4 protein-coding genes are annotated in these 4,228 nt (G+C 66.0%); all 4 read right to left on the minus strand.

The window, feature by feature from the left end; all coding sequences use genetic code 11:
* Positions 1-32: 32 nt before the first annotated feature.
* Positions 33-2,081: a PBP1A family penicillin-binding protein gene (locus RMO81_RS12990; protein ID WP_310476316.1), complete on the minus strand. Its 2,049-nt coding sequence runs from the start codon at positions 2,079-2,081 to the stop codon at positions 33-35.
* 49 nt (positions 2,082-2,130) lie between these two features.
* The gene (locus RMO81_RS12995) at positions 2,131-2,886 is read right to left on the minus strand and encodes a molybdopterin-synthase adenylyltransferase MoeB (RefSeq protein ID WP_310476317.1); all 756 of its coding nucleotides are present in this window, start codon (positions 2,884-2,886) and stop codon (positions 2,131-2,133) included.
* Complete coding sequence (gene dut, locus RMO81_RS13000) at positions 2,883-3,332, minus strand: dUTP diphosphatase (protein WP_310476318.1); 450 nt, start codon at positions 3,330-3,332, stop codon at positions 2,883-2,885. The genes RMO81_RS12995 and dut overlap by 4 nt, the downstream gene beginning before the upstream one ends.
* Positions 3,329-4,228, minus strand: a 900-nt coding sequence (gene coaBC, locus RMO81_RS13005; RefSeq protein WP_310476319.1) for a bifunctional phosphopantothenoylcysteine decarboxylase/phosphopantothenate--cysteine ligase CoaBC, incomplete at its 5' end; no start/stop codon positions are given. The genes dut and coaBC, both read right to left, overlap by 4 nt.

Consider the following 4,228-nt stretch of genomic DNA (forward strand, 5'->3'; position numbering starts at 1 on the left):
CTCGCGACGCTGGGGAAGTATACCGTGGTGCATCAGATCGTCATCGATCGACTGGGCGCAGACTGGTGACGGTCCCTCCGGTGTTTCCATCGACTCAGCCGCGGCAGGCGGCGATCCGTCCCCTGCGGTTCCGCCGGTTCCTTCAGCGTCTTGTCCAGCCAGTTGTCGTCAAGGCGCGGCGCTTCCTCGGTGGGCGGGGCTTCGCCGTCGATGGCCGGCGCATCCTCGATGGTGATGCCATAGCTTTGCGCGTCAGGCTCTGGCCCCAGGCCTTCCTCGATGAATTCGGTCGCCAGCGGTTCCGGCGGGGTGCCGCCCACCGCGCGCGCCATGAACTGGGCAAAGGCGCGCGCCGGCGCCCGGCCACCAGCAAGCCCGCGCACCGCCTTGGCATCATCGCGGCCCATCCACACGCCGGTGGTGATACCGCTGGAAAAACCAATGAACCAGCCATCCTTGTTGCTGGTGGTGGTGCCGGTCTTGCCGGCAAGCGGCCGGCCGATCTGGGCGGCGCGGGCGGTGCCTGCTTCCACGGCGGCCTGCATCAACTGCGTCATCTGCGCGGCCACGATCGGAGTCACCACCTGGCGGGTATCACCTTCGCTGCGGTTAAACAGCACGCGGCCAGTGCCGGTGGAAATCCGGGTGATGGCAAAAGGTGTGTTTTCAAGACCGCCATTGGCCACCGTGGCAAAGGCGTTGGTCATTTCAAACACCGTGGCTTCCGATGCGCCCAACGCCATGGCCGGCTGGCGGCTAACCGGCGTGGTGATGCCGAAACGGCGGGCCATTTCGGCCACCGTGTCGAAACCCACCTGTTCGGCCAGCTGCACGGCAATCGTGTTGATCGATCGGGCAAAGGCCTGGCGCACGGTGACCGGGCCGACGAATTGGCCGTTGTCGTTCTTCGGGCTCCAGTTGGCGATGCGCACCGGCTTGTCTTCATAGATGTCGTCGGGCGTCACGCCGCTTTCCAGCGCCGCTGCATAGACGAAGAATTTGAACGCCGAACCAGGCTGGCGCCGCGCGACAATCGCCCGATTATAGTTGGAGCGCACATAATCGGTGCCGCCCACCATCGCCTTCACGCCGCCATCGCGGGCCAGCGCCACCAGCGCACCCTGTGCGCCCTTGGGAGCCTCGGTGCGGATGGCTGCTTCGGCGTGCAGCTGCATGGCTGCGTTCAGCGAGGTTTCTACCAGCAACGGTTCATTGGCTTCGTCGGTCAGATTTTCCAGCTCGGCCAGTACCCAATCCGTGAAATAGCGCACGCCAGCCGGGCGGGCTTGCGGCGCAAATTGCACCAGGCGCGGATCGGCTGCCGTGGCTTCGTCGGTCGTGATGCCGCCCTGATCGACCATCACTGCAATCACCGTCGCGGCGCGTTTGCGCGCCGCTTCGGCATCAGCGGATGGCGAAAAGCGCGACGGTGCTTTCACCAGCCCGGCGATGATCGCGGCTTCTTCCAACGAAAGCCGGCGGGCGCTGTGGCCATAGAATTTGCGAGATGCTGCATCGACACCATAAGCGCCGCCGCCAAAATACACGCGGTTCAGATAGAGTTCGAGAATGTCTTCCTTGGCGAACTTGCGCTCGATGGCCAGCGCCAGCACCACTTCGCGCAGCTTGCGGGTGTAATCCTTGGACGCCGTTAGGAACAGGTTGCGCGCTAGCTGCTGGGTGACGGTGGATGCGCCTTGCGCCTTGTTGCCGCGCGCCGTGTTGACCGCAAACGAACGGACGATGCCGATCGGATCGATGCCGGGGTGATACCAGAAGCGCCGGTCTTCCACCGCGATCATGGCGGTTTTCATGGTGGCCGGGATTTCGGCAAAGCTCAGCCATTCGCCATAGCTGGGGCCAAAACTGGCCAGCACCGTGCCGTCGTCGCCGCGAATTTCCACCGGCTGGCCATTGGGGCTGCGCTTCATGTCGTCGAAGCCGGGCAGATCGCGATAGGCCAACGCCACCGCGACGCTGAGCGCGATCACGCCGGCAAGCCCGGCGACCAGCCCCCATTTCAGGAGGCTGACATACCAGCGGGATTTTTTCGGGCGCGGGGCGGAGCGTTTGGAGGGCACGGGACTGTATTATCCAACAAATACGGCAGCTATGGGGCAGAGCAGGGCATTAACGCGCTGCGCAGCTTGGACAGGCCGGATCTTTCGGCAGCGTGATGCTGCGGAAACGGCCGGCCAGCGCGTCGAACAGGGTGATGCGCCCGGCGCTGGACGGGGCAAAACCCGACAATTCGCGGATCACCTCCATCGCCATCAGGCTGCCGATCATGCCGGTGAGCGCGCCGAGCACACCAACGGCGGCGCAATTGCGATCGGGTTGGTCGGTAGGATTGCCCACGAAACAGCGATAGCAGGGCAGGGCCGGATCATATCCCTTGAACACCGCGACCTGGCCATCGAACGGGCCGACTGCGCCCGATACCAGCGGCACTTGGCATCCCAGCGCGCAATCGGCAACCAGCAGCCGCGTCGCGAAACTGTCGCAGCCATCGACAATCAGGTCATGCCCGGCGAGCAGCGCATCGACATTGTTGCCATCGAGCCGAAGCGGCACCGCCACGGTTTCGACATGCGGGTTCAGCGCGTGCAGGTGGCTGGCGGCGCGCTCCGCCTTCATCGCGCCGGCATCGGCCGTTTCAAACAGCACCTGGCGCTGCAGGTTGGATAGCGCCACTACGTCATCATCGATGATGGTCAACCGGCCCACCCCGGCGGCGGCGAGATAGAGCAGGCTTGGGGATCCCAGCCCGCCGGCCCCCACCACCGCGACGCGGGCGCGGGCCAGCGCGGCCTGACCGCGGCCGCCGAATTCGGGCAGCACAAGGTGACGGGCGTAGCGTTCCAGCTCGTCGTCGGAAAAGTTCAACTGTGGACTCCTGTGGAGCCGAAGCCGCCCGTGCCGCGCTGGGTTTCGTCCAGCGTCTCGACCACGGTCAGCGCGGCGCGCGTCACCGCCGCCGGCACCAATTGGCAGATGCGCATGCCGCGCTCGATGGCAAAGGGCTCATGACCCAGATTGATCAGCAGCGCCTTCACTTCGCCGCGATAGTCGCTGTCGATGGTGCCGGGGCTGTTCGGCACGGTGATGCCGTTCTTCATGGCCAGGCCAGATCGCGGCCGCACCTGCACTTCATAGCCGTCAGGGATCGCCATGCAGAATCCCAGCGGCACCGGGAAGCGCGCGCCGGGCGCCAGCATCACGGTCTCGGTCACGGCGGCCACCGCATCCATGCCGGCCGCACCGGGCGTGGCATAGGCGGGCAGGGGCAGGCCTTTGCCGTGGGGCAGGATGGTGAGCGGTATCGAGATCATGCCTGCCCTGCAAAATGCGCGGCGATGCGCTGAGCCAATGTGGCAGCGACGGCCTGCTTGGCCTGCGCGCCCCAATCTTCGGTACCCGTGGCGGTGACCAGATGAACATTGTTTGAATCGCTGCCGAACACGCCTTCAGTCACATCGTTGGCGACGATCCAGTCAGCGCCCTTCCTGGTCCGCTTGGCCGCAGCGTGCGGGATCAGATCATGGGTTTCCGCGGCAAAGCCGACCACCAGCGCCGGTCGGCGCGCATGGTGGCCGATGCCGGCGAGGATGTCGGGGTTTTCGGTCAGGGTCAGCGGCGGCAGCGCCCTGCCATCCTTCTTGAGCTTTTGCGGCGCGGCTTCGGCGCGCCAGTCAGCCACGGCGGCCACCATCACGGCAATATCGGCGGGCAGGGCGGCTTCGCAGGCGGCAGCCATGTCGCGCGCGGTCATCACGTCGATGCGGGTGACGCCGGCCGGCGTCGGCAAATGCACCGGCCCGGCCACCAGCGACACGCGCGCACCCAACTGCGCCAACGCGGCGGCGATGGCGAAACCCTGTTTGCCGCTGCTGTGATTGCCGATGAAGCGCACCGGATCAATGGGTTCGTGCGTTGGCCCGGCGGTGACCAGGGCGTGGCGCCCGGCCAGCGGCTTTGGACCGAAGAACGCCCCAATCGCCGCCATGATTGCCGGCACTTCCGGCAAACGGCCCGGGCCGAACTCACCGCAAGCCATCGCGCCATCGTCGGGCTGCATCACGGTCAGGCCATCATGGCGCAGCGTCGCAATATTGCGCTGGGTGGCGGCATGCAGCCACATCCGCACATTCATCGCCGGCACCATCAGCACCGGCTTGTCGGTGGCCAGCAGCAGCGTGGTGGCCAGATCATCGGCCTGGCCGCCGGC

It is taken from the genome of Sandarakinorhabdus sp. (assembly GCF_031422795.1).
Classification (GTDB): Bacteria; Pseudomonadota; Alphaproteobacteria; order Sphingomonadales; family Sphingomonadaceae; genus Sandarakinorhabdus.

Coding starts and splice junctions, on each gene's coding strand:
- dut (WP_310476318.1), bottom strand. CDS start 3,332: ATGATCTCGATACCGCTCACCATCCTGCCCCACGGCAAAGGCCTGCCC.